Below are 25,080 nucleotides of genomic sequence, written 5' to 3'. Positions count from 1 at the left end.
TTGTAAGCTCTTTTTAAAGATTTATCTTGTGAAGAGAATGGGAGTTAGAACTTCTTTTTCTTCTTTGCTGAATATTAAAAATAATTCCTACAAATTTAAAAATACGTTCTTGTGGAATGTATTTTATGGCTACGGTCCTTCTATCATTAGATGCTGCGATTAATCGAGAATATGGATTTTTAGCTCAACGAGAGCGAACTGGCTGGTTGCGTGTTGTCTGTCCTCGTCTCCCTACAGAAGAAGATACTTCTTATCGCGTTCGTGTTGGGGCCGCAGTTAAAAGTAACCGAGTGGAGAATGTTGCACAGCATTCTATTGAAATGGCTGTCTGGGGATATGTTCTTGCAAAATTATGTCGACCAGATCTTGATGCATATCATGTTTTCGAATTATCAATCATTCATGATCTTGAAGAGGGGAGAACGGGGGATTATATGCCAGGTCAAATCTCTGTTCAAGAAAAGTTCAAAATTGGATCTCAAGCGATTCAGGATGCATTTCGCGGTGTACGAAATGGTGAATATTGTGTTGATTTGTGGCTCGAGTATGCACATCGTTCTTCTGCCGAAGCACATTTTGTGAAAGAACTGGATAATCTACAAATGGCACTTGCGGCTTCTCGTTATAAGTGTCAGGGTTATGTTGGATTGGATGAATTCTATAAGAGTGCAGCTACAAAAATCAAAACTCCAGAATTGGTGGCGTTGTTTGAGAAGTGGACTGGTGTGTCTAAAGATTAAAATAAAGCATCTGCGTCTAATCTGATTTTAGGATCTTCGTATTTATCTAGGAATATTTTATATCGAGAACTTGAATATCCAATCTTTTTTTGGCGACAGATAATCTTGGACCAAGGCGAAGATGTGATCCTCGAGTTAATTCTTGATCGCGATTAGGTGTTAACCTTTCCCACGTTCCGTTTTCTAACATAAAAGATCGAGATTCTGTTTCATGTTGTACATAATATAACACTTCATTCGCAGTGTATATGGTTGCTCTAAATTGTCCAAATTCAGGAGGCATTTCTATGTTACTGTTTTCAGAACCAATAACTATCCTGTGGTCGGACCCATCTAATTCACTCAATCTATATTGTCTTATATCTATCTCAAGAGAATTTAGATCTCTACGAGTGATCATTAGGTCGATTTTCTCAATCATACGGGCTATGTCTGGTGACTGCATTTAAATCTTATCCAAGATCTGAAGAAATTGGCGTAATGTGTCCTGTGAAAAAGAGGATAATGGCAACACTCGAAAGTATTCTTGGTTACGTGGGCTGTAGAGTTGTTTTGACGTTGTAAGATTGGCAAGAAGATCTAGTTTGGTGATAATGCCAAGAAATAGTACTTGTCCATTTTCTTCATAACACGCAACGTGATGGTCAGCAATTTTATCTTGTTCATGTTGAAATCGATCATCAGGGTAGGCGACAGTTTTGTATTTTTCCAATGAGTCTTTATTGATGCTGCGTAGACCAAGACTTACTTCTTTTCCGGCTATTTTTACATAGAAATCAGCACCTGCACCATTGGCGTCGCCAAAATAATTTCCTCGGTAGCGAAACCATACGCTTTGTTGAATGAGTATTTGTTTGAACGCTTCTTCGGTGGTCCAACAACGCACAAAATTTGCTTCTTTAATACTAGTATTGCGACCTTGTTTTGCCCAGCCTTCTGATTGAATTTTTTGTTTGACTTGCGTTTTGAAATAGTCAATTGTTGACGCAGGAACTGTGAATTCGGGAGGCTGCATGAACAGAATGATCTTTTGGGAATATTTATTGTTTACGGTGTAGTCTGGTTCTTATGTGACCTCATTCTTATCTCTGATTATGGTGCATTAAACCCAAACATTCTTGCGTTTTCTTCAACAATTTTGGTAAGGGCGTTTACTCGTATAACATATTTATATGTCCCAGAATCTTGAGGAAATTGAGCAAAACTACGGCGATGGTCCATTCGCACATTTACTCCGCCCATGCCAGTATAATAAGCTGCAATCATCAAATCGCCTTTCTCTGATCGAGAGAGATAAGGGTACTCTTTCATGACTTCATCTCGTACATGAGCAAGATATTTTGCTCCACACAAAACATTACGTCGTGCTGCAGCTCGTTGTTGTGCAGGCGAGTCATAATCATGTGGCATAATGTCACGTGGAGAATAACCCATTGTCCGTGCTGTCTTTGGCATCACTTGCATGAGTCCAAGTGCACCAGCAGATGAGACAGCAAAAGGATAGCCGTCGCTTTCTTTGGCACAAAATCCCGCGAGATAGTATTCAGAAATTTGGTACGTATCTCGGGCTTGGAGAAAGTCACTTCCATAACGAGCTACGCGTGGCAACATCTGCTTTACAACTTTCCATTGTTTAGTTTTATAATTATAACATTCTGCTCGGATATCTTTGATCACATCATCCCGTGAAACACGTGGCTCTCCCATATATTGTTGCGGCAGTGGTTGTTGATTAAGTCCAATAACACTTCGCCAATATTCCTGAGCTTGAGCATCTGACCCTATGGCTAGTTCTGCTCCGATTACTGAAACAAGTCCAAGAAATCCTCGACGGGTAACTTCCATGATGTGCTTTTGAGGGGAGTTTATTAAAAAAGTTTGGAACAGAATGAGTTGACTTTACAAGACTTACTCTTCTTCTCGTGGTGTTGATGTGTTTTCTATATTTTTAAAAATTAAACAATAATGGTGATGTACATTAGGCACAAAACTATATTTGTAGCCGTAAGGATAAAGCGTTTTATTATCTTGACACCAGATTCTTTCTCCACGAAATTGATAATATTTCATCATTTCTTTGGCAAAGTCCCACGCTAATGGGGTATAATTTCCTTTGTCCATGTAATTTTGCAAAATGACTACAAGATGTCCGCCTGGTTTGATTTTAGGTTTGAGGTCAGCAAACATGGAGGCGAGGCGTTTGAGGAATTCTTCGTAGGACCCAGCGTTGCCTAAATCGCGGCTATCATCGCTATATTTGGTGTCTAAACCTTCTTCTTCTCGTTCTTTGGCAACGATGCCTTTCTTATTTAACATTGGTCCGTAGGGTGGAGAGGTAATGACTAAATCAATTTGCGGCAATGAATATTTTTTCCAATGCTCATCAATTTTAGTGCTATCACCTTCAATGACAAGTTGTTTAGTGTGTTGTCTTGCGCCACTTTCTCCTAATTGAAGCTGTGATTCTTTTTCAACAATACGATCTTTAGCAATCTGGGCATATTTTGGCTGTAATTCGATACCAATCCCGTTGCGCTGGGCGTTATAGGCAGCAATCAATGTACTGCCAGTTCCTAAGAATGGATCAAAGACGACTTGGCCTCTCTTGGTAAAATAATTGATAAACTGCTCAATCATGTTTTCGGGATACTTTGCGGGATGAAGAATTTCTGCTTTTTTGCGAGGGGGCGGGTTATGAATAAACCATGTTTTAGTGAACTTAAGCCAATCTTGGGCAGTAAGCTCATTGAGACGATTTTGTGGCGAGACCTCAGACATCGATTGTTCTTGGTATAATGGTTATTTAAAGATATGGATCATTGCACATAATTAAAGAAGTAAAAGAAGAATAAAAGAAATTAAAAAAGTGAATTTATCGTTTTTTCTTAGCTGCGGTTTTTTTTACTGCTTTCTTCTTAGCTGGTTTTTTTGCACTAGCTTTGCGTCCGCGAGCCATTTTAGCACGAGAAATGTTTCCTTTAGAGTCGATGAAATAAAGGAAGCCTTTTTCTTTTTTAACGCCTACTTTAACTACTACTTCTTTCTTAGCTTTGCCTTTGGATCTTCCAGCTCGGCTCATCATAGCGCGAGAAACGTGTCCGTCTTTGTCGACGAAATAAAGATATCCAACTTGTTTTTTAACACCAGTTTTGTGAACAACTTCTGCCATTTTCTATTCCTCCTTTTTGTTCGAGAACATAAGCCCCCGTCGGAAAATGATTATTTCCAGGTCTATGGATACATGGAAAGTATTTAAAGCTTTCGAGAGGGTGTCGACGGAGGGGGTGGGGTTTGTGTGGTCTAGTAAGTATTCTTTTTTGATTATTAACTACTATTTCTTAGTCTCTAAAAAGTAGTTAAAATTAAAAAGAAAGTTCATTTTTGCTCTCTTGATGGGAAGAAGACATAGGGGGAGCGGCGAGACTCTCGATAATATGTTGGCTGATGCTTTAGTTGCAAGTGTTGCATGGCGTACGTTTGCTGATCTTATTGATAACTCAGTTTCTACAGATTTTGCTGATCAGCGTTTTTGCTGGTTTATCACTAGTTGTACTATCATTACTGATGCTGCTTTAGGGACTGGCTATTGTCGGGAAAAACCTCTAGATCGGGAACCTTCAAATCAAGCAAGAGAATTGTACTTTCTTGCTCGTCAAGGAGAAGAAACAGGTTTGCCTGAAGGGATGGCAGAGAACTTTCCTCGCGCTTTTGGCGCAAGAATTAAAGTAGGTTTAGAAAGACTTGCTAATACTATTGTTGGTAGATATGGGTCTGATTATGGCTGGACTCATCGCCTCTTTGGTATTGATCCTCGTCAGGATACTAATTTACGAGAAAAATTTAGTGAGGTACTTCCTTTAAGTTATATTCAATCTCCTCTCCATGATCTAGATCAAGCAATGCCTTATTTAGAAGAATTACACCATTCGCCGAAAGCGGGGCTACAATCTCTCAAAGATATCTTTATTGAATTGGGTGTTCCTTCAGAGAAATTAGATGCTGTGTTTGAAACTGCCCAACAGCTTTCGTTAATCGATCCTCGGCATGCAATTACAGAGACATATTCTGGACTTGTCGTGCCATTTACGCTTGCAGACAATCAACCGTTTGCGGGTAAGACTGCCTATCTTAAAATCTCTCGTCCGGTGGAGATTGCCAATGAATTTGCCTATCTTTCTATTGCTGCGGCTCATCCTCTGCTTCGGGTGATTACACCACGGGTTCTGTCTTGTCTTTACGCTGACCAATCTGCTGTTGCGGCGTTAGTGACGTTGGGTACAGAAAATGATGATATTGTTAGTATGCAAGATCAATATACTTATTTTACGTTACGACAAGATGTTTTTTCCTCGGCAGCAGTACGATCTCGTTTCTCTCAATTAAAAGAAGACAACCCAATCTATATGGATATATTTAATCGTGCAGTGGCGCATACTCTTCTAACACAAGATAATCATTCTCATTCTCCTCTGCCTTATCTTAAGCCATTATTTTCTTTAGTCCATCCTTGGGAATTTATTGAACAACGCTTGGCCGGGTGTCAAGATACATCAATGAGAGAACAATTTCGTTCTTTCAAAACCGCTTATTGTGCTATTGTTCCGCGCGTGCATCAGTATGCTCATGAAAATCCTACAACAATTATCCATGGGGATGCACGACCTGAAAACGTCTGGGGTAGTCCATTAGGTGTTAGACCATTGGGGGATGCAAGTCATGCTCGCGCAGGTAATCCGGAATTTGATTTAGGTAAATTAGAAGTTGCAAATATCCCTGCTGCTGCGAAAGTATATCTGGCGTTGCGTCGTGAAGTAGAGTTAGTAGTAAATGGAAGAGAATACACGGCTCATACCGGTGATGCTGACTTTGCTACTCGTTCTCTGGAAATTTCGTTTGTTAATGCAGTGCGTTATGGGATGTGGAAAGCTGGTCAGAATGCCGTTGCTACTCATTACATGGGGTTGGCAACTAAATATCTAGTGCAGTTAAAGATTTGATTGAACTACGTTTCTGATTTTTCTAAACAAAGAATCCCATACAACGGTGAGCTAATTAAGTAGAGTAAGCGGGAGAGCTCGGCACAGTAATAAATAGCTATTCTTTCACGGGGTAAACTGGTTGTTAACGCAGGAAGAAAAGAACTGTTGAGTGCTTTGTTAATTTTTTCTGATGCTGATTCTATTTCTTTTCCCTGTTTTGTTAGAAACCCTTTCTTCATTTCAGAAAATGTTGATTCTAATAACAGCAAGAGTTCTTTAGTTTTAGGGGTTGCTTTTTTGTCGAGGGGTAACTGTTCGTAGAGATGAATGAGGTTGCGTTCAATAAGATTAAGATAGGTACTTAATGACCAATAAAGATACGTTTTATCATCAAAGAGTTTCTTTGTACTAATGATTCGTCGCAAGAAGTTATCATATTTGGTAATTTTCTCTGCATACTCTTTGATACTCTCACTTTTTGCTGAGTTTGCTTCTATTGATAATTTTAGTTCAATAAATGTTTCTGCAATAATATAAAACATGCGTTGTAGCATTGTTTCATGACTGGTGGCGTGTGATTCTGCAATGGCGCGGATAAGAAGTAGATTCTCTTTTTCTTCAATAATCTCAAATCCGAGGAAATACTTTTCAACGAGATCTTGGATAGTTCTGCGTTGTTTTGCATTTATGTACTTTATTTCAATATTATCATATCCTAATCGATAGACATTTTGCAACTGAATGCGAATTGTTCGATCATGTTCAGAACTGATGTTGATGGCGATTTTTTGGTGGGCGGGTTTTTGTGCGCACAATACAAGATTGCTTCCTTTTTCGATGAGAGTTATCTCTTCTCCCGGTTTTAGATCATTTTCCCGCACCCATTTGATTGGTAAAAAGATCGTTCTTCCGCCAAGACCCTGAGCAATGATTTTTCGTTGCATTTTTTGTTTTTTTGCAGTTTTATTTATTAATATTGTGGATAATTAATATTAATAATAAGAATTAGGTTAAAGTAGTAACTGGATTCTGATTTTTCATCTTTTGAATGGGGGGAAGGGAACATGGAATATATTCGACTATCACAAGCACTCACCCTTGCGCGAGGAGCTACTCAATGGTCTTTTCGAGAATACGATGCTGGCACAGCACGACGGTTTGAATTTAGTGCTCCTGCTGGAGTTATTACTGCTAAAAAAGCTTTAGATTATCGTGTTGCTGTCTATAAAGATCGACAAGTAGGAAAAAATCTCACTTATGGTATGGATATTTTTTCTCCTAGTGGTATTTCACTGGTAAGCATGGATTGCAAAAATCTGAATCCAATGAGCCCAGCCCGTGATTTGTATGATCAGTTGGAAAGGGAACAGATTCTACTTCATGTGGGTGTTTTAGAACAATTTCTGAGTGATGTAAATCAGCCGAAACGTGATTAAATATGTATTCTGCAATTCAAAGAATGTATAGTGCGGCTGTTAATGCTGCTCGCAATGTTAAAGATACTCTTCGTGATAGGCTTGATGTTTTAGTTACTCAAAGTAGTAGTTATCAACCTGCGTTTTCTGGTAATGCTATTGTTTTCAATGCTGATTATCGTTCTAGAGAAACCGGTCGTGGTTTAGAACCAATCTTGGGTGCCACGGATTATTGTTCATTGATGGGAAAAAGTCAGTGGGGTGAAAAATCTCCAGAAAAGATGACTGATGGCGAATTAGGCGACGCTATGAGGTACTATAAAGATACTAAAAAAGACCCCCCAAAAGGATTAGACAAGGAATATCGTGCACGATTTGAACAAAATCGTCGTAGTGTTGATGATAACGGAAATCGCACCAAACCAAAATGGAATGATACGCGTAAGAGCAAGTAAATATGGTTACCACATTCGACTTTTTTCGCAATGACGCACGGGTACTTGGTACAAGTTTATCTGGAAATGACTTAGTTGATCTTGTAAACGCTTATTTTGCTGAAGAAGATAGTAGGGTTCGAAGAGCACAAAAATGGCTCGTTACAGCGTTTGATAAAGAAAAGAGAGAATCAAGCTCAATAAGTATCGATGACGGGGAGAAACCAAATGGTGCTAATTTTACTTTTAATGATTATCGTCAAGTTGCTGTGCTCAATACTGTTCTTCAAGAACTAGATACACTAGCAGAAGGGCTTCGCGTTGCAAGTCCAGCTGAGATTGTTGCATATTGTAACTCACAAAATGGTAAAATCCCTATTGAAAAACACAGAAGTTTTGGTATATGTGTGCCTTTAGGGGTTATTGTAAAAGATAGGTATGCTTTTGAGAAATATGAGTTAAGTGCAATGACCAACCTATTATGTTGGAATCAACGATTGGAGGGACGTACATTATCACACAACACAGCGGGTTCTCAACCAATTCAATACACAGTAAACTATAATTTAAGTGGTAGCATCACGTTTCCATTTAGTGATCGATTTTCTTTTACAATTCTTGGACATAATGAACAAGTACTCTATTTTGATTTCCCGGGATCGTTAAATCGAGATCAAGTAATCAGATTAGGTCATACTGGAAAAACTCGAATGATTCAAACAAAGCAGGGCAATGGTCCTAACAGTTGGACAGATGAACCCATTAGTGTAGATGGTCTTAAGATGCTTCAATCATATGTACTGCTGGCACGAGATCAATAGACTTACTCTTCTCCCACAATCTCAACCGCATTTAGTGCATCATGTAAATTGACAACGCCCTTCATAAACTTCTCTTGATCGTCAAAGCCGACACGCGGGCAGGCAGTATTGACCCAGACGTCAATAAAGTTAAAATTCTCTAATTGATCAAATGAGATGACGTTATCAACAAAGAAGTAAAATTTTTTGTCAGGATATTGTTTTTCTAATTCCAATGCTGGTTTGAGGTGTTCTTGACCAGGTTTGATTGTAATTAAGACCCCAACTGTCTTGGCGCTAACGAATTTGAGTAATGAGCCACGATACCTCTGCAACATGATTCGAATATCATCCACTTCCATAATCTTAAGGTCTTTGGCTACAGGGTCATTACATAATACTTCTTTAGGATTTGTATCGCCGCGTTGTGCATAGACTAACGCGAGTGGATGAAATTTACCATCGCCAATGTAGAGATAGACTTGAATCTGTTCTTTTTGTTCATCAGTGAGATGAAGGGAGTTCTTGTCATTATCGCAGCCAAGCAGTTGTGTTTTGACGTGGGTGCGATCAGCTTTAGAAGAGATAATAGTGATGTTGAGTTTTTTGAGTTGTTGTTCGATAGTCTCTAGTTGATTGACAAACTGTACTGATGCATAGAGACCCACTGTTTTGATACTATTCTTTTTGAGATAGTCAATCGTTTTTGTACATAATTCAACAGTACCGGTGAATGGTGCTTCGAGAAACATTATTTCCACTTTTTACCACCCCTCCTGTTTCTTGTGAAAGATGTTGTGTCCCCAGCTAATCAAAAGATCAATACCCATTTTACTAAGGCCGAGAGGAATATCACAGGCACCAAAATTGCTGCCGAGCCAGATAAGCACACGTGCACCGGTTTTGGATGAGATCTCTGCTTCAATTTCTTTAGCGTAGGGTTTCATCCCGTCGGGTAATTGAATACAGACCACTTTAGCTCCGGTTGTCTGAATGTGTTCAATGGCTTTTTTGGTTTCTGCGGCGTAGAGTGGCATTTTGTAGTCTTTTTCTGGTTTGTTTTCCCAAACTTTTTTATAGTGTTTTCTTTATATACGTTTCCATGGTTATGTGGTTTAACGAAAGAATGGAGAATTTTCGCCAATGGCGAAGTCGAAACTTTGCTGCTGTGGGTAAAGTGTTTGTGAGGTTACATCTCTCTGCAAATATTCTTACCACGCTGGCTTTACTCTGTGGTCTGGTCTCTGTATACTTTCTGTTTCAAACGTATTGGTTATTTGTGTTGTTTGGTATTTTGCATATCTTTTTTGATTCAATGGATGGGGTAGTAGCTCGTTTAACTAAACCGTCTCGTTTCGGTCACTTTTATGATATCTGTTGTGATCGGTTGATTGAGTTGTTGTTTTTAGTTAAAGTGGGGTATGTTCTTCAGGATTATTTTGCTTACCTTGTTGTAGGTATTACACTACTGGCGCAAATCTTCTTTTTTATGAGTCGAGAACAAGCCCCAATCTTGTTTACAAGAACACTCGTGTTTGTTATGTTAGTTATTCCACTGTCTTTCTCCCCGATTCTGGCGTATTTATGCAGCGGTGTTGCGTCAATGTTTGTATTGGCACGACAATTGCAGTGGGTTATGATGAGGAAGGGATAATCAAAAAGGCTCATTATTAAAGATAACTTTGTAGTTTCTCTTGTTTTTATTATTTAGTAGTAATTTCAATTAGTTTTATAAAACACGTTTTTTCTTAAGGAAACGTGGTTGATCTCATAAAATCACTCGAAGAGAAAGTAAAAAATTATACGTATCGTGGACTAGATTGGGTTACAAGACTTGAGGGGCCATTACTGTTTCCCAAACAAAGAGTAATTGTTTTGCCTGATTTCTATTCAAAACAAGGTTATGCTCACACTGGGGTCTGTAATGAATTAATGGTTCAGTCTTTTATAGATCTTTCAAAAGAATTTCCTGATTTATATTCTCAAGGTCGTATATTTCGTGTTAAAGGAGCAGATCCTGTTTTCTTTGGACTTCCTTCGACTACCTGCCGAGATAGTAATGGTGGGGTGATTGGTAATTTATCCCAGAGAAGCAGAGGTGCTCATCTTTTTTTAGCGATAACTAATCGGCGCATTATGGATAATGGAAAAAATCTTCAAGGTACTCAAGCAAAACAAGCTTTAATGTATGGCAATGCAATTCTATTCGATCCCTCCTTTGGGATTGTTGAACGAGTAGCAGAATCTGAATATCTTATTGATGAGATCTGGGCTCCTGGCTTTAAATCCACCTCTAGTGCTAATTCGGCAATCTTTGACAATGGGCACTTTGGTTCTCCAAAACAGATAGTTGGTATCTCTGGGGGATTAGTTGTTTCTATCAATCTGTATTATGTTGAACCTAATACTACTCAAAATTATACTGTTACAATCAGTTATATGACTCCGGGAGTTGATATAAATCATGATGTTAATATTTATGCACGACACCTAGATTATACTGCTAAACATATTGAAGGTTTAGATGTTTTTTTGAAACATATGAGGATGATTTGTAAAACGGCGTCTTTTGGTGATGATTTAGCAAAACATCAAATGAGTGTTACTATCTGGTAAATTATCTTTCTCAAATCAACATTAAATTTTTCTTTCTCTCATCCCAAGTAGAAATCCAATATAATTTGCTCCTAAATGTAACAATGGACTTGCCACAAGTAACACTACAATCACTTCAATATTTGGGACGTAAATGAGGAATGATCCAACAATTGCTCCTATGACAAAGTCAATTTGATCAAAGACATACCATGGCTGACCAGGTGCAATCTCTGCTTGTCGTTTGTAATAGCTTTTGATGAGGTCGCCCATAATTGCGCCAAAGCCTAAGGCAAAACCGAGTAGGGGTGAGAAGTCACTATAATCAATAATTGCAAGTTGAGTAAATCCTATGCTGTACAGGATTTTTTGTATGATGAAAATGATTCCTCCTACAAGTGTGGCAAAAAAAAGCCCTCGCCAGGTTTTGTTCTTACCAAAATATTTTTCACTAATTGGTTTAGCCAGAAAAGGGACCTTACGAACAAAGACGGGCATCATATTAGCAATATAGGCTGGTAAAAAGAAATACAAGCAGGAAAGGATGAAGATGAGTAAAGTCATAATTGAAGGAGATCATTTGGGCTTTTAAAGATAACGAAAACTCGCTTACCTGAAGGCTATGATTTTACACTTCTCTCTTGTTCTTGCGAGTTTTCGGAACACGGAAAACTAGTTTTCCGGTTCAGAAAGACAGAGTCTTTCTTGAACAGAAAATCAGCACTATGCGATTCATCCTGGATCTAAAGATCGAGGCTTTCTCGCTGATTTTCTTGTAACGATTGCTCTTGGTTGATGTTTATCTTTCTGCTTTGTTTTTAATGTTAATCATTGATCGTCTTTCTCAATTTAGTGACTCAAGACTCATAAACATTATAAATAAATTATCTTCAAAGAAATCATGGCAAACGGATACGAATTAGTTGGGACTAATATCTCGCATGTTGAATTATATCATTTTAAAGTTAATCATCCTGATAAGGGAAAAATTGACACTTTCATCGCACTCACGCTAAATGCGTCTCAAAAATTTCCGGGATTAGGTGGATGGAGGGTCAATAATCAAAATTACTCTACTCCTCAAGAAGCAGCACAAGGCTCTGTTAATCTTGCAATGGGTATGGGACATAAAGCTGCTGCAGCAGGTCTTTATCTTACTGGCGGAAAAGCGGTCACGTTTATGGATCCTTGTGACTTAACCGAGACATTTATAGAAAATTTTGGCGGAGCTGTTGAATCGTTAGGTGGCCGATACGTCACTGCGGCAGATTCTGGAACTGGTCCTGAACAAATGGATATTATTGCTCGTGCTACTCAGCATGTCGTGTGTCGAAGTACGGGCAGTGGAAATCCTGCACCAATGACTGCATATGGAGTATGGCGAGCCATGGATGTTGCAGCTGAAAAAAATAGAATTATTCTTAACAATGCAATCGCACGTGTCCGTGGAGCTGGTGGTCAGGTTGCAACATCATTGATATTTGGTTTTCCTGATGGTCATGAGTATGATTCTCATCGAGAACAATTTCGTGGATTAGCTCGTAGTGTTCGCAAAGTCTATTGTAGTGAAACGAATGAACAGAATAGTAGCCGCTTACGTGACCGTATCCAACGTGAAGGTCTCGAAGGCAGAATTATCCTTGTCCCCGATGATGAGTTATATCAAACAAATGGTTCCATTTTTGTACCGTGTGCTTTAGGTGGAAGTGCAAGTGGAGAAAAGATCCAACAATTAGTTGACTCCAATTGTAAGCTCATTGTGGGTGCAGAGAACAATCAATTAGTTGATCCAGATTCCGAAGGTGGACGTCTTCAAAGAAATGGCATCTGCTACATCACTGATTGGGTTGCTAATGCTGGCGGGTTAATCAATGCTGCTGAAGAATTAAATGCAAGACGAGAAGCTCGCGAATATGATGTCACACGTGTTCTTCAAAAAGTTAATGATATAGGTGACACTGTAAACCAATTACTCAAATTAATGAACTGGAAATCTCCTTCAAATGCAGCTTTTAAATTAGCAACAGTGAACAAAGTTTGTTAAAGCTGATGGTTAGTTTAAGTTCATTATTCTTCTTGTTTTTGTTGATTTTATTTTTTTATTTGGATTATCTTTAGGTTTTTTTGTATTATTATTATTATTATTTATTATTATATTCTCATTTTCTTCTTTCTTTTCTTAGAACTTTTTAGCATCAATCAAACCAATAAAACATATTCTACAACACATATATTCAAGTACTAAAATCAATTTAAATTATCTTGGCTTTGATTATTAAAAACGCTAGCAGTGCTGTTTTTTCCGAGATAGAACACTAAATGTAGTGTTTTGTCACGCTGCAAAGAACACGCAAAGTAATTAAATAAGATCTGATTCAAAAATCAAAAAGGGGAGAAGTACGAATTAATTTTGGTAACAGTTTTATGTTTCCATGTAGATTAATTTGTTTAAGTGTAAAAATAGTTTTAGTGCAAAAAGTATTTGCAGGAAATCCTAACAGTAAATCACAAAGAAACCTAGGAATAAAAGAGATATTGCAAAAAAGAGACTAATAAAAAGAGATTATAGGTGTTACGATGTATTGTCCATTTTGTTCGCATGAAGAGACGAAAGTTTTGGAATCACGCATAGTAGAGGGTGCAATGCGCCGACGTCGTGAATGTTTGAAATGTTTAAGCAGATTCACCACTTATGAACGTGCGTTGTTTAATTTTGCTGTATTAAAACGGGATGGACGTAGCGAGCCGTTTGATGTTGCAAAGCTAACTTCAAGTATTCAAAGAGCTTGCGCGAAGAGTGAACCAGAGGTTGTATCTCATCTAACTCAAACTGTCTATCGTAAAATACTCAATAAAAGAACGAATCCCATAAAAAGCACGTTGATTGGTTCGTTAGTGTTAGCTGAACTCAAAAAACAGGATAAGATGGCATATGTGCGTTTTGCTACGATTCATAAAAAGATTGAAGATCCAAAACTCTTGGAGAGAGAATTAAACTTTGTGGCGTAAAATGCTTAGGAAGTATATTTAGAATGTATACTTAGGAAGGATGTATGCTTAGGATAAACCCTGAGAATACACGTTAAAAGATTACAATTACGAAATCACCATAAAGAGATTTCAGGAAATCATATTACCAAAAAGGGGAGTGATGTTATATGGAGAAACAAGAAAGTGTAGTTATGGAAAAGCGAGGGCTTGTAGTTCGTCGCTATTTTACTCGTGAGGGTGTTGACCCAACTAAAATGTTTACCTATGAGAAGCGTAGTTCTGTCATTAAGAATCCTGATGGGAGCACTGTTTTTGAAATGCATGATGTAGAGGTACCTCATTTCTGGACGCAAGTTGCAACGGATATTCTTGCTCAAAAGTATTTTCGTAAAGCAGGTGTGCCATTACGTAATGATGAGGGGGATCTCTTACTTGATGAGAATGGCAAAGTCATTACTGGTCGTGAGACAAGTATTAAACAAGTGGCTCATCGTCTTGCTGGGTGCTGGCGGTACTGGGGAGAAAAACATGGTTATTTTGCGTCTGCAAAAGATGCTCACGTTTTCTATGAAGAAATGGTGTTTATGCTTATTGGTCAATTAGCTGCGCCAAATAGTCCTCAATGGTTTACGACTGGTCTTAATTGGGCGTATGGTATTACTGGTCCTGCGCAAGGTCATAGTTATGTTGATCCAATTACACAGAAATTAGAGCAATCAAAAGATGCATACACTCGTTCTCAACCTCATGCCTGTTTTATTCAAGAGGTTAATGATGATCTAGTTCGAGATGGGGGAATTTTTAGTCTTCTTACTCGTGAAGCACGTATCTTTAAGTATGGCAGCGGAACGGGAAGTAATTTTTCTGGATTGCGTGGAAAAGGGGAGAGTCTTTCAGGCGGTGGATATAGTTCTGGCTTAATGAGTTTTCTTAAGATTTTTGATGCCGCTGCAGGCAGTATCAAATCGGGTGGAACTACTCGTCGGGCAGCAAAGATGGTTTGTTTAGATTTGACTCATCCCGAAATTGAAAATTTTGTTTGGTGGAAAGTTCGTGAGGAGGAAAAAGTTGCTGATTTAGTTGCAGGAAGCAAAATTTTGTCTAAACGTCTTTCTCATTTAATTGAACTGGCAAAGCATAAAGAACGTCCTTTAGAAGATCCTTTGGTTGCGCAAGCAGTTATTGATGCGACAACTGATGAAATTCCAGTGAATTATGTTGTTCGCGCATTGGATTTAGCACGACAGGGATATAGTCTTCCATTAAAAGAGTTTGATACGCATTATGAATCAGAAGCGTATCTTACGGTGTCAGGTCAGAATAGCAACAATTCAGTGCGTATTCCTAACACATTTTTTGAAGCGCTTGAAGGCGGACGTAATTGGGAGTTACGTAATCGTGTTTCTGCAGAGGTTGTTAAAACTATTTCTGCTCAGAAACTTTGGGATGATATTGGTTATTGCGCGTGGGCTTCTGCTGATCCCGGTGTTCAATATGATACGACGATTAATGAGTGGCATACCTGTCCTGAGGGCGGGCGTATTAATGCAAGCAATCCTTGTAGCGAGTATATGTTTTTAGATGATACTGCTTGTAATTTAGCATCAATTAATCTAGGTCGTTTTTATAATTTTGACACCAGTACATTTGATGTTTCAGGATATCGTCATACGATTCGACTTTGGACAATTGCATTGGAAATTTCTGTTTTGATGGCGCATTTTCCTTCTGAACGTATTGCACTCAAGAGTTATGAGTATCGTACGTTGGGGTTAGGATACGCTAATGTAGGTACGCTGCTTATGTTGCAGGGTATTCCGTATGATAGTGATAAAGGGCGGGCTATTGCAGGCGCTCTTGCAGCGATCATGACAGGAGATTCGTATGCTACTTCAGCAGAGATTGCAGCAACTTTGGGTCCATTTAAACGCTATAATGAGAACAAAAATCATATGTTGCGCGTTATTCGTAATCATCGCCGAGCTGCGTACGATCTTAATGATTATGAAAACTTAACCATTAAACCGATTGCGATAAATCAGGCGTTGTGTCCTTCGGAGCTATTATCTGCTGCTCATGATGCGTGGGATCAGGCATTAGTTCGTGGTGAACAGTATGGGTATCGTAATGCTCAAACGACTGTTATTGCGCCAACAGGAACTATCGGTTTGGTTATGGATTGTGATACAACGGGAGTTGAGCCAGACTATGCACTGGTTAAATACAAGAAACTTGCTGGTGGTGGGTTCTTTAAAATTGTTAATCAATCTGTTCCTAATGCATTAAAAAATTTAGGATACACTCCTGTGCAAATTCGTGAGATTATCGCGTACTGTCTTGGTCATGGAACATTACAGGGCAGTCCTGGAATAAATCGTGATTCATTAATGCAGAAAGGATTGCGAGAAGAACAACTTAGTGCGGTAGAATCAGAATTGCACAGTGCGATGGATATTAATTATGCGTTTAATTCGTGGACTTTAGGAAAAGATGCATATAATGCTATCATGGCAGGAAAAGATCCTAAGAAATCTGTGCTTAGTGTGTTGGGTTATACTCAACAAGATATCGATGCTGCAAGTGAGTATGTGTGTGGCACGATGACTCTTGAGGGCGCTCCACATTTACGTTCTGAGCATTACGCGGTGTTTGATTGCGCAAATAAATGTGGTAAGAAAGGGTTGCGTTACATCCATCCGTATGGGCACATGAAAATGCTTGCTGCAGTTCAACCATTCATCTCTGGCGCTATCTCGAAGACAATTAATATGCCTCAAGATTGGACAGTAGAACAGATCAAGAAAGCATATTATGATTCCTGGACGATGATGATTAAAGCGGTTGCATTGTATCGTGATGGGAGCAAGTTAAGTCAGCCACTCAATACTACGCTTGAAGAGAACAACCAACTTAAAGAGATTTTGACTACTAAACGAAAAGATGGTTCTGCGAGTGGAAGTGTTGGCGGGAATGTTGGTGGAAATGTTGTTGCGGGTCGTACTCTGATCAAGAAGATTGTCAAAGTGGGTGGTAAGAGTTGTGTCTTGAATGCTCAGCTTACTAATGATAAACTTGATGCTGTTGGAATTGAGATGGAATTTGCTGCACCAGTACAAGACGTGATGATGAAAGCACTTTTGAGTGGGGTTAATTTTATGATTCGTCAGGGCGTTACTCCTACGGTTATTGCGCGTGAGAGTCTTGCTGTTGAGGGTCATCCTGTGATTACAGAGCTGCGGACGTTTTTAGGTGAATTAACTCCCGCAATGATGAAGCCTTTGCCTACTTTGGGTGCTGTGGGTGGAGTTGCGGGCGGTGCAATACCTGTCATGTCAGCAGGATCTCGTGCTCAATCTGAGAATATTTCAGCTTCAAGCGTGCTGCCAACGTCCAAAGCAGAAAAGCAGAAATGTTCTGGCTGCGGCGCAACACAACTTCGCCGTAATGGGACATGTATGCTGTGTGAGGTATGTGGGGAAACGAGTGGGTGTAGTTAGGGAGATATTGATAAGGAAGAGAGTAATCTCTTCTTTACGGTATCGCTACTTTTATAACTACTCTTTTCTTTTTTTCTTATTAATCCTAATATTATGGCTGAACTTCATCAACATGCAATCCGCGAAATTGTAAAACGCGATGGACGAGTTGTTGCGTTTAATGAAGAGAAAGTAGCCAATGCTATCTTTAAAGCAGCGCAATCGGTGGGTGGCAGTGACCGAGAGCTGGCGTTACAATTAGCTCATGAGGCGCTTCATTTTCTTGAAGAGAAGATTAAGAAAGGAACGCCTTCTGTAGAGCAGGTTCAGGATGCTGTTGAACGGTTGCTTATTGAGAAGGGTCATGCTCGAACAGCAAAAGCCTATATTTTGTTTAGACATAAACGTGACGAGGAACGTGAACGACGCGCGTTGATATTGGGTCATGAACACAGTGCGGAGAATCTTGATTTTTCTTCTGAAGCTTTACGTATTTTAGAACGCCGTTATTTACGCAAGGATGAACAGGGTATGCTTCAAGAAAGTCCTCAACAGATGCTTTGGCGTGTTGCGTTCGCGGTTGCTTTAGCTGATGGTTCTTATGGTGCATCTAAACAAGACATTGAACAAACAGCTGCTCAATTTTATCAGATAATGTCACAATTAGTATTTTTTCCCACTACTCCTACTTTAATGAATGCAGGAGCGCCAATCGCGCAACTTCATGCGTGTTATGTTCTTCCCATTGAGGATAGTATGGAAAGTATTTTTGGCACACTTAATGATGCCGCTGTCATTCATCAACAAGGTGGAGGAACCGGTTTTAGTTTTTCTCGTTTGCGTCCAAAGCGGGACTTAGTACGTCATCATGTTGGTGTTGCTCCTGGGCCTTTGTCATTTCTTCGTGTTTATGATGCGGCATTAGACGTTATTAAACAGGGAGGTATACGACCTGGTGCGAATATGGCTGTGCTGCGTGTTGATCATCCGGATATATTGCGATTTATTGAAGCAAAGCGAGATCAGGCATCACTGAAGAATTTTAATATCTCGGTAGGTGTTACTGATCGTTTTATGAAAGCAGTAGAAGAAGACAAGGAGTATTATGTACGCAATCCTCGTACTGAGAAATATGTGGGTAAAATGCGGGCGCGGGATGTGTTTGCTGTTATTACACAAAATGCGTGGAAAACTGGTGATCCTGGTCTGTTATTTTTAGATGAAATAAATCGTCGACATCCAGCTAAACATCTCGGAGAAATTGAAACTACTAATCAATGTGGCGAAGCTCCTCTTTTACCTCATGAAGCGTGTGCTTTAGGCAGTATTGATGTAAGTAAATATGTTATAACTAAATCTGTGAGAGAGGATACACGCAATACACAGAAAACCGTGCAGAGTGATACTAGCGATACTGTACTGGATCTGGATTGGGCACGCCTAGGTAGAGATATTAAAACGTCTATTCACTTTTTAGATAATGTTATTGATGTTAACAAATATCCTCGTTTAGAGATGGAAGAAGCAACAAAACGAACGAGGAAATTAGGGTTAGGAATAATGGGTTTCGCGGATGTTTTATTTCAACTTTCTTTAAAGTATGATTCTGAGCAAGCTTTGGAATTTGCTGATAGGTTAATGGGGTTTGTTCGCGAGTCTGCGTATGAAATGTCTCAAGAATTGGCGAAGAAGAGGGGTGTTTGTCCTGCGTGGAAAGGGTCAGATCATGAAAAAAATGGGATCAAGATGAGAAACATGACGTGTCTGGCGTTATCTCCTACGGGCACGCGCAGTATTTTTGCTGACTGTTCTGCAAGCTGTGAACCCATTTTTGCTATTTCGTATCAACGAACATTGTTAACTTCAAGTGAGTTGGTATACTTAAACAAACATTTTGAGGCGGTGGCAAAAGAGAGGGGATTTTATAGTCCTGATTTAATGCGGCGTGTTTCAATGAGGGGTTCAATTCAACAAATTAAAGAAATTCCTAAAGATGTGCGTGATGTATTTGTGACTGCGCAAGATATTAACCCTTCATGGCATATTAAAATGCAGGCAGTCCTTCAGAAGCATGTGGATAATGCGATCTCTAAGACCATTAATTTTCCGCGTATTGCTGCTATTAAAGATGTCGAAGAGGCATATATGCTAGCGTGGAAATCAAAGTGTAAAGGTATCACCATTTATCGTGATGGAAGTTATGAAGATCAAGTTATTACGGTGGGAGATGGAAGTTAGAAGGATTAGGTTAATAATTTAGGTTAATAATAATTAAAGAATAGGGTGTGAATAATGAAGATCTATACAAAAATTGGTGATCAGGGAAAAACAACTTTTTTTGGTTGCGGACTTATCTCAAAGAGTGATCCACGTATTGAAACATTTGGCGCTTTGGATGAGTTGAATTCAGTGATTGGTGTGACATTATGTTTTGTAGAAGATGAAGGAATTAAGAGTTGTTTGATGCGTATTCAAAATGATCTCTTTCAACTTGGTGCCGATCTTGGTGGCAGCAAGTTAGCAAAAGATAGCATGCCACGTATTCGAGATGAACATGTGAAAGAATTAGAAGAGGCAATTGATGCTCTTGATGAAAAGTTGGGTGCTCAGCAGTCATTTATTTTACCTGGCGGTACGAAAGAGAGTGCGTTTTTGCATTTGGCTCGAGTGATTACTCGTCGTGCGGAGAGATGTCTTGTACAAGCGCAAGAAGTCATCGAAATTAATCCAGAAACATTACGTTATGTTAATCGGTTGAGTGATTATTTCTTTATGTTGGCTAGATCTGCGAATAAAGAAGTGAATGTGAAAGAGCAGCAGCCGATTTACAAGTATTTTGGGAAGGAGTAGGTTTAGGTTAATTTTATATATTTTCCACTCATTTTTCTTCTAGTTTTATTAAATAGGTGATACACATGGATTTTAGAAACAAAAGATTAGTTATGGTAATCCGCATTCTTTTTGGGTTATTTATGACGTTTAGTGGTGTAAGTGGACTTATGGCTGGTTCTTCTCTTGAAGGTATTCCCGCGCCAATGGTTGAGACAATGAAAGTTCTCTTGAGTACAGGGATATTTCATATGATTAAAGTGACGGAAATTGTTGCAGGTTTGATGCTCGTGTTTAACTTCTTGCCTGCGCTTGCTGCGATCTTTCTTGCACCAGTTTCAGTGGGTATTGTTGTATTTAATTTGATGCTACAACCAATGTATGCTATTATGGGCGTTGTTGTATGCCTGTTTAATGGGTATTTTGGATTTGTGTATTGGGAGAAATACAAAGCGTTGTTTAGCAGAAAATAAATTTTTGTTTTTTTCTTCTTGTTTTCTTTAATTATAAAAATCTAATACTATCTAGGATGAGGATATAAAAAAAATTATTTAATTATCTTTTTTAATTCTTCTACTAACAACTCTGTCACATCAATTCTATTGGTTGGGTGTTCAATGGTATTGGTTGATGCGAGATCGTTGACGTGTGCTTTCTTTAATTTACTCCTGGCGTCTTCGACAAATAATCCATGCACAACCACGGCTCCAACACGATGTGCACCAGCGTTATAGGCGTTCTTGGCGGCTTCGCAAATGGTATGACCGGTAGAGAGAATGTCGTCGACAACAACGATTTCACGATCTTTAAGCATTACGGGATGAATCATTTTAGATGTAACGTGTCGTGATGAGAAGCGTGTTTTTTCCATGATGGTGACTTGTGTTCCTACTTCTTTGGCAATGTCTTCTGCCCATTGATAGGATTCCCAATCAGGTCCAATAATTACGGGGTGGTTAAAATGTGTTTTAATATATTTGGCAAGAATGTTGTTGGCGGTCAAACAGCTTGTTTTCATGGTGAAAATGTCACGCAATGATTTGTAGCGGTGAAGATGGGGGTCAATAGTAATAAGATGATCAATGCAAGGATTCAGCATTTTTGCCATGATGCGGCTGGTTATTGCTTCTCCTGGATGAAAGCGTTTGTCTTGACGCATATACGAAAGATAGGGGGCGACGAGAATTACTTTTTTTGCCCCAAGATCTTTGGCAGTATGAGCAGCAAAGGTGACATCAAATAGGGATGTGTCAGGATTGGGTTGTAATGAATGAACGATTACAACGATCTGTTTTTTCACATCAACATTGTATTTCATGTAAATGTCGTTATCTGGAAAACTGGATATGGTTAATGGAGAAAACTTGGCTTTGAGTGCTTTGGCAATTGCCTTGGCGATGGGAATAGAATTACCACAGGATGTGATGATCATGCTAACACCTCTTTTTTAACTATGATTAAAAAAGGGGTTCAGAAACGAATGTTTCTGTACACCTCTGGTGGAATAGAGAGATTGAGGTATATAAAACTGTTGTTGTTGATCTGGTTTATTACTCTTTTATGGCGGTTCTTTTATACTTGTTTTTGATCTTTTGGGCTATTTTTGGTTTTCGATGATGGGGTTAGTTGTAATCTGTTATTTAATAATATATTCTCCAAAGTAGTGGTTCTAAACATTTTTATAGTCTGGTAATATCATTTCTTCTATGAAAAAGAGGTTTGGAGTTCGAAGTAGGTTAGTTTTCACTTTTTCTAGTTCGCTGTTGATCTTTGTTTTGTTTCTTCTGTTCATTTTAGGTGTCCCTTCGGTTTTTGCGGATGGTACTTGTTCTGGTACTGTACATGCTTGTAATAGCCATAATGGTGATCAATCTGGCTGTACTTCTGTTGGGTGCAGTTATAATCAGAATAATAACAAATGTTCTGGAACACATGATGCTTGTTCAACATTTTCTTCTCAGGCAACGTGTCAGTCGCATTCGTGTACTTGGGCAGAAACGCCTCCTCCTCCTGATCCCGGTTCGAACGCAACGATTTCAATAACGACTTCGGGCATGGGTAGTGGTAGTACTCCACCTCCTATCAAAATAGTATTTAAAAGTCCTGCAGATGAAGCTAGTTTACGCAGAGGTTCATTTGATTTGGTGGTGCAAGGGTTTGAGGGAATTTACCCCTCTTCTCAAATAAGAGTCAATGCATTCTCTTCTCTTTTTGGGGAAGTTACGTTAGAACCTGATTTTCAAAATCGCGGTGTTGGTTTTTATGGCGCAACAATCAATCTTAAAGAAGGCACAGCGGCAGAGGTGTATGAAATTATAGTTCGAGGTGAACTTAGTTCATTTGATGAAGAAAGGATACGGGTGCATGTGAATCCTACTCTTGAAATTACAACTTCCATTAAAGAGAGGTTTCAAAAAGGGGAACATTTAATGTTGGATGGAAAAGTAAGCTATTTTGATAAAGAAATTGCGTCTGGTATTCCGATTTCGTTGTCTATTATCTCTGGACATGAGATTTTTACTAAAGTTATAAACACAAGTTCTCTGGGTTTTTTCTCATTTGATTTTCCCATTAGTTTTGCTGAACCCAGCGGGGTTTGGAGAGTTGAACTTAATGCGTATGATAAACTGGGCAACATTGGTCAACGGGTTTTGAATACTACGGTGGTTACTCCTCCCAAAGTTGCGTATTATGATGTTCGATTTTTAAGTCCAGTGGAACACACTGAATTTGTTCGTGGTGAAATAATTCCTATTACGGTGGAAGTACGTGAAGGAAAAGATCTTGTGAGTGGTCTTGATGTTCATTTTCATAATTTACATAATGAGAAGATATTGTTAAAAGAAGTTGCTTTAGGGACGTATAGCGTTGGTTATCAAACAAAATATGATGGTAAGTTAGGTAATTGGCATTTAGCTGTTGAAGCGTTGCACCAAAGTAGAGAGGGAATCTACAAGGCAGGAGGAAACCATCTTGCTCTTACTCTTCGTCCAGCGCAGATTAATGCTGTTCTAGTCAGACCAACAAAAACTGATTTTTTTACTGGACAGGAAGTAGAATTTGCGGTAGAGGCACATTATTCGAGTGGTGCGCCTTTAGAGAAGGGGGTTGTTTTTGTTGCTCTTGGGCCGAGAATCATAAAATTAGGGGAAGTTGGGCTTGGGTTATACAGTTCAACAATTGTTTTAAATCCGGATGATGCATTGTGTGCTGAATTAGAGGTGTCTGTTCAGGACATTTATAATAACCGTTTAGAATTATCTCATGTTCCTGTAAACATTATTTTAGTTAATAAGTATGAACTGAAATTACGTTTATTTTATTACAATGTTTTTTCTCGTTATTGGTATTTTTTCGCAGGAGGCTTAGTTTTATTGTTGATTATTTCTTACCCTACTTGGCATCGCTTGTTGCTTCGTGTTCACTTGAAAAGGATTCTTAATCATGAGCAGCGTATCATTGAAACACAGAAGGATCTTCAGTGGAAATACTTTAAACATCATGTGATTTCACGGGATGATTATGAAAAGCTGATGCTCGAATTACGAGAAAAAATGTCTACTTACCATGAGAAAAAATTAGAATTATTGGATAAAATCGGGGAGAAAAACCTCTCGAGAAAGAGTTTTAAGAAAATAAAACTTCCAAAAAGGCAGTTTAAATAGGGCACATACATATGGTTAAAAAATCAAAAGGTATTCAGAGAAGTCCAAAGGTTAAGTTAGTTAAGATGACTAAACAAAAAGTCTCGTTGAAGAAGAGGGTCTTGTTGAAAAACAAAAATTTAGAGGATGGGCGCGGTCGCGCAAAAGATGGGAAAAAAGTAAAAGCTGGAAGAAAAGTTGCTACACTTTTACCAGCGCCTAAAAATAAATCTCTTGTTTCTTCTTCTTCTTCTTCTCGGTCTCTTCTTAGGTCTTCTCATACCTCTCTACCTAAGTCTTCTCATACTTCTCTATCTAGGTCTCTTCATACATCGCTAAATAAATCTCCCCACAAGCCTATGGATAAATCTCAAGAGAGATATGTGCATACGGGTATCACTGGATTAGATCATCTTTTTGAAAAAGGAATTCCGAAAGCAACGTCAGTTCTTGTGGCGGGAGGCGCTGGTTCTGGAAAGACTATCCTTTGTCTTCAATCGTTAATTCATGCTGCGCAACAGGGTGAGAAGTGTCTTTACATTAGTTTTGAAGAATCTGAACAGCGTTTAAAAGAGCATATTAGTGATTTTGGGTGGGACTGGAAAAAGCTTGAGAGTAATGGAACGTTGAAAATAGTACGAAAAGATCCATTTATTTTATCTACAAATATAGAAGCAATTTTTGCTCATGCTAAAGGCGAATTGCTCATAGATCTAAATGATATTTTAGAAATTATCCCTCAAGGGTTTCACCCGCAACGAATTGTCATTGATTCGCTGACTGCGCTTGCATCTTCCTTTGCAGGCCAAGATTTAGGGTACCGTTTATTTATGGAGAATTTTTTTCGCTATTTGGAAACATTACATGTGACCACATTTTTAATATCTGAGACTGGACAGGTTCCGGTAAAATTATCTTCTTATGGGGCAGAGGAATTCCTTGCTGATGGGGTTATTGTGCTTTATTCTTTACGAAAGCAAAGTGTACGGGAGAATGCTATTGAAGTGCTTAAAATGAGGGGAGCAAAACATCAGAAAAAGATTGTGGCAATGCAAATAACGGATAAAGGAATTCAAGTATATCCAGATCAAGAAGTATTTGAAAAAATTTAATTCTTACATGCATCTCGTTCTTTAAAGTTAATTTTAGTATATATACTGAGAGCCCCACTTGATAA

General features: G+C 38.8%; 25 protein-coding genes. 15 read left to right on the top strand and 10 right to left on the bottom strand.

The features are described from left to right. Positions 1-125 precede the first annotated feature (125 nt). Positions 126-740 (top strand): HD domain-containing protein, encoded by a 615-nt coding sequence (locus HYV86_02585; GenBank protein MBI2572721.1) that lies wholly within the window; start codon positions 126-128, stop codon positions 738-740. Between the two features lie 46 nt (positions 741-786). On the opposite strand, the gene HYV86_02580 is transcribed toward HYV86_02585, so the two are convergent. The 5 genes from HYV86_02580 to HYV86_02560 all read right to left on the bottom strand — a co-directional run bounded on the left by HYV86_02580 (position 787) and on the right by HYV86_02560 (position 3,909). Further along, positions 787-1,161 (bottom strand): hypothetical protein, encoded by a 375-nt coding sequence (locus tag HYV86_02580; GenBank protein ID MBI2572720.1) that lies wholly within the window; start codon positions 1,159-1,161, stop codon positions 787-789. Positions 1,162-1,185: 24 nt separating this feature from the next. Continuing rightward, positions 1,186-1,755 carry a hypothetical protein gene (locus HYV86_02575; protein MBI2572719.1) on the bottom strand — a complete coding sequence of 190 codons (570 nt, stop codon included), beginning with the start codon at positions 1,753-1,755 and terminating at the stop codon, positions 1,186-1,188. Positions 1,756-1,832: 77 nt separating this feature from the next. After that, the gene (locus HYV86_02570; GenBank protein MBI2572718.1) at positions 1,833-2,585 is read right to left on the bottom strand and encodes a lytic transglycosylase domain-containing protein; all 753 of its coding nucleotides are present in this window, start codon (positions 2,583-2,585) and stop codon (positions 1,833-1,835) included. A gap of 63 nt (positions 2,586-2,648) precedes the next feature. Further along, positions 2,649-3,518 (bottom strand): hypothetical protein, encoded by an 870-nt coding sequence (locus HYV86_02565; protein ID MBI2572717.1) that lies wholly within the window; start codon positions 3,516-3,518, stop codon positions 2,649-2,651. Positions 3,519-3,612: 94 nt separating this feature from the next. Then, the gene (locus HYV86_02560) at positions 3,613-3,909 is read right to left on the bottom strand and encodes a hypothetical protein (GenBank protein ID MBI2572716.1); all 297 of its coding nucleotides are present in this window, start codon (positions 3,907-3,909) and stop codon (positions 3,613-3,615) included. Between the two features lie 223 nt (positions 3,910-4,132). Here HYV86_02560 and HYV86_02555 point away from each other — a divergent pair, with 223 nt between their 5' ends. Further along, on the top strand, positions 4,133-5,737 hold the full coding sequence (locus HYV86_02555) for a hypothetical protein (protein MBI2572715.1): 1,605 nt from the start codon (positions 4,133-4,135) through the stop codon (positions 5,735-5,737). Between the two features lie 5 nt (positions 5,738-5,742). Here HYV86_02555 and HYV86_02550 read toward each other — a convergent pair whose 3' ends face one another. Next, complete coding sequence (locus tag HYV86_02550; GenBank protein ID MBI2572714.1) at positions 5,743-6,663, bottom strand: hypothetical protein; 921 nt, start codon at positions 6,661-6,663, stop codon at positions 5,743-5,745. Positions 6,664-6,783: 120 nt separating this feature from the next. Between HYV86_02550 and HYV86_02545 the strand changes: the two genes are divergently transcribed. From HYV86_02545 to HYV86_02535, 3 genes are read left to right on the top strand one after another with little or no spacing between them, the layout of a single operon-like run. Beyond that, entirely contained in the window at positions 6,784-7,155 is a 372-nt protein-coding gene (locus HYV86_02545; GenBank protein ID MBI2572713.1) for a hypothetical protein, read from the top strand. Positions 7,156-7,157: 2 nt separating this feature from the next. Then, positions 7,158-7,589 (top strand): hypothetical protein, encoded by a 432-nt coding sequence (locus tag HYV86_02540; GenBank protein ID MBI2572712.1) that lies wholly within the window; start codon positions 7,158-7,160, stop codon positions 7,587-7,589. A gap of 2 nt (positions 7,590-7,591) precedes the next feature. Continuing rightward, complete coding sequence (locus HYV86_02535) at positions 7,592-8,389, top strand: hypothetical protein (GenBank protein ID MBI2572711.1); 798 nt, start codon at positions 7,592-7,594, stop codon at positions 8,387-8,389. Positions 8,390-8,391: 2 nt separating this feature from the next. On the opposite strand, the gene HYV86_02530 is transcribed toward HYV86_02535, so the two are convergent. Together HYV86_02530 and HYV86_02525 are read right to left on the bottom strand one after the other, a co-directional pair. Next, on the bottom strand, positions 8,392-9,129 hold the full coding sequence (locus HYV86_02530) for a diphthamide synthesis protein (protein MBI2572710.1): 738 nt from the start codon (positions 9,127-9,129) through the stop codon (positions 8,392-8,394). Between the two features lie 3 nt (positions 9,130-9,132). Next, on the bottom strand, positions 9,133-9,405 hold the full coding sequence (locus HYV86_02525; protein ID MBI2572709.1) for a diphthamide synthesis protein: 273 nt from the start codon (positions 9,403-9,405) through the stop codon (positions 9,133-9,135). Positions 9,406-9,470: 65 nt separating this feature from the next. Here HYV86_02525 and HYV86_02520 point away from each other — a divergent pair, with 65 nt between their 5' ends. After that, positions 9,471-10,022 carry a CDP-alcohol phosphatidyltransferase family protein gene (locus HYV86_02520; GenBank protein ID MBI2572708.1) on the top strand — a complete coding sequence of 184 codons (552 nt, stop codon included), beginning with the start codon at positions 9,471-9,473 and terminating at the stop codon, positions 10,020-10,022. Between the two features lie 104 nt (positions 10,023-10,126). After that, positions 10,127-10,984, top strand: a complete 858-nt coding sequence (locus HYV86_02515) for a hypothetical protein (GenBank protein ID MBI2572707.1) — start codon at positions 10,127-10,129, stop codon at positions 10,982-10,984. A gap of 21 nt (positions 10,985-11,005) precedes the next feature. On the opposite strand, the gene HYV86_02510 is transcribed toward HYV86_02515, so the two are convergent. Continuing rightward, the gene (locus HYV86_02510; GenBank protein ID MBI2572706.1) at positions 11,006-11,527 is read right to left on the bottom strand and encodes a CDP-archaeol synthase; all 522 of its coding nucleotides are present in this window, start codon (positions 11,525-11,527) and stop codon (positions 11,006-11,008) included. A 337-nt stretch (positions 11,528-11,864) separates the two neighbouring features. On the opposite strand from HYV86_02510, the gene HYV86_02505 reads away from it, so the two are divergent. The 6 genes from HYV86_02505 (at position 11,865) to HYV86_02480 (ending at position 20,732) form a co-directional block, all read left to right on the top strand. Continuing rightward, positions 11,865-13,007, top strand: coding sequence for a Glu/Leu/Phe/Val dehydrogenase (locus HYV86_02505; GenBank protein MBI2572705.1), 1,143 nt, complete (start codon positions 11,865-11,867; stop codon positions 13,005-13,007). Between the two features lie 533 nt (positions 13,008-13,540). Then, positions 13,541-13,972, top strand: a complete 432-nt coding sequence (gene nrdR / locus HYV86_02500; protein MBI2572704.1) for a transcriptional repressor NrdR — start codon at positions 13,541-13,543, stop codon at positions 13,970-13,972. Positions 13,973-14,208: 236 nt separating this feature from the next. Beyond that, the gene (locus HYV86_02495; protein MBI2572703.1) at positions 14,209-17,451 is read left to right on the top strand and encodes an adenosylcobalamin-dependent ribonucleoside-diphosphate reductase; all 3,243 of its coding nucleotides are present in this window, start codon (positions 14,209-14,211) and stop codon (positions 17,449-17,451) included. A 93-nt stretch (positions 17,452-17,544) separates the two neighbouring features. Next, positions 17,545-19,668: an adenosylcobalamin-dependent ribonucleoside-diphosphate reductase gene (locus HYV86_02490; GenBank protein MBI2572702.1), complete on the top strand. Its 2,124-nt coding sequence runs from the start codon at positions 17,545-17,547 to the stop codon at positions 19,666-19,668. A gap of 54 nt (positions 19,669-19,722) precedes the next feature. Next, the gene (locus HYV86_02485; protein MBI2572701.1) at positions 19,723-20,280 is read left to right on the top strand and encodes a cob(I)yrinic acid a,c-diamide adenosyltransferase; all 558 of its coding nucleotides are present in this window, start codon (positions 19,723-19,725) and stop codon (positions 20,278-20,280) included. A 65-nt stretch (positions 20,281-20,345) separates the two neighbouring features. Next, entirely contained in the window at positions 20,346-20,732 is a 387-nt protein-coding gene (locus tag HYV86_02480) for a DoxX family membrane protein (GenBank protein ID MBI2572700.1), read from the top strand. 74 nt (positions 20,733-20,806) lie between these two features. On the opposite strand, the gene HYV86_02475 is transcribed toward HYV86_02480, so the two are convergent. Next, the gene (locus HYV86_02475) at positions 20,807-21,691 is read right to left on the bottom strand and encodes a ribose-phosphate diphosphokinase (protein MBI2572699.1); all 885 of its coding nucleotides are present in this window, start codon (positions 21,689-21,691) and stop codon (positions 20,807-20,809) included. 274 nt (positions 21,692-21,965) lie between these two features. On the opposite strand from HYV86_02475, the gene HYV86_02470 reads away from it, so the two are divergent. After that, entirely contained in the window at positions 21,966-23,924 is a 1,959-nt protein-coding gene (locus tag HYV86_02470) for a hypothetical protein (GenBank protein MBI2572698.1), read from the top strand. 11 nt (positions 23,925-23,935) lie between these two features. After that, on the top strand, positions 23,936-25,015 hold the full coding sequence (locus HYV86_02465) for an AAA family ATPase (protein ID MBI2572697.1): 1,080 nt from the start codon (positions 23,936-23,938) through the stop codon (positions 25,013-25,015). Positions 25,016-25,080 lie beyond the last annotated feature (65 nt).

The sequence above is a fragment of the Candidatus Woesearchaeota archaeon genome (genome assembly GCA_016188115.1).
Classification (GTDB): domain Archaea; phylum Nanobdellota; class Nanobdellia; order Woesearchaeales; family GW2011-AR9; genus JACPIK01.
Note: the sequence above shows the minus strand (reverse complement) of the source record. Positions and strands in the feature narration are given on the sequence as shown.